Annotated in this window: 1 protein-coding gene; it reads left to right on the top strand. The window is 47.6% G+C overall.

The features are described from left to right. The coding region (locus tag J0A69_RS22415) for an antitermination protein (protein WP_206588855.1) at window positions 1-190 on the top strand (190 nt) is incomplete at its 5' end. Window positions 191-477 lie beyond the last annotated feature (287 nt).

The following is a 477-nucleotide window of genomic DNA, read 5'->3' as shown; positions in this document are numbered from 1 at the left end:
AAGATGCAAAGGCGTCGGCTATTCAAGGATGCCAGCAAGCGCAGCATATCGCGCTGTGACGATGCTAATCCCAAACCTTACCCAACCCACCTGGTCACGCACTGTTAAGCCGCTGTATGACGCTCTGGTGGTGCAATGCCACAAAGAAGAGTCAATCGCAGACAACATTTTGAATGCGGTCACACGTTAGCAGCATGATTGCCACGGATGGCAACATATTAACGGCATGATATTGACTTATTGAATAAAATTGGGTAAATTTGACTCAACGATGGGTTAATTCGCTCGTTGTGGTAGTGAGATGAAAAGAGGCGGCGCTTACTACCGATTCCGCCTAGTTGGTCACTTCGACGTATCGTCTGGAACTCCAACCATCGCAGGCAGAGAGGTCTGCAAAATGCAATCCCGAAACAGTTCGCAGGTAATAGTTAGAGCCTGCATAACGGTTTCGGGATTTTTTATATCTGCACAACAGGT

It is taken from the genome of Algoriphagus pacificus (assembly GCF_017254845.1).
GTDB classification, from domain to species: domain Bacteria; phylum Bacteroidota; class Bacteroidia; order Cytophagales; family Cyclobacteriaceae; genus Algoriphagus; species Algoriphagus pacificus.
This window is presented reverse-complemented; position numbering and strand designations above follow the sequence as displayed.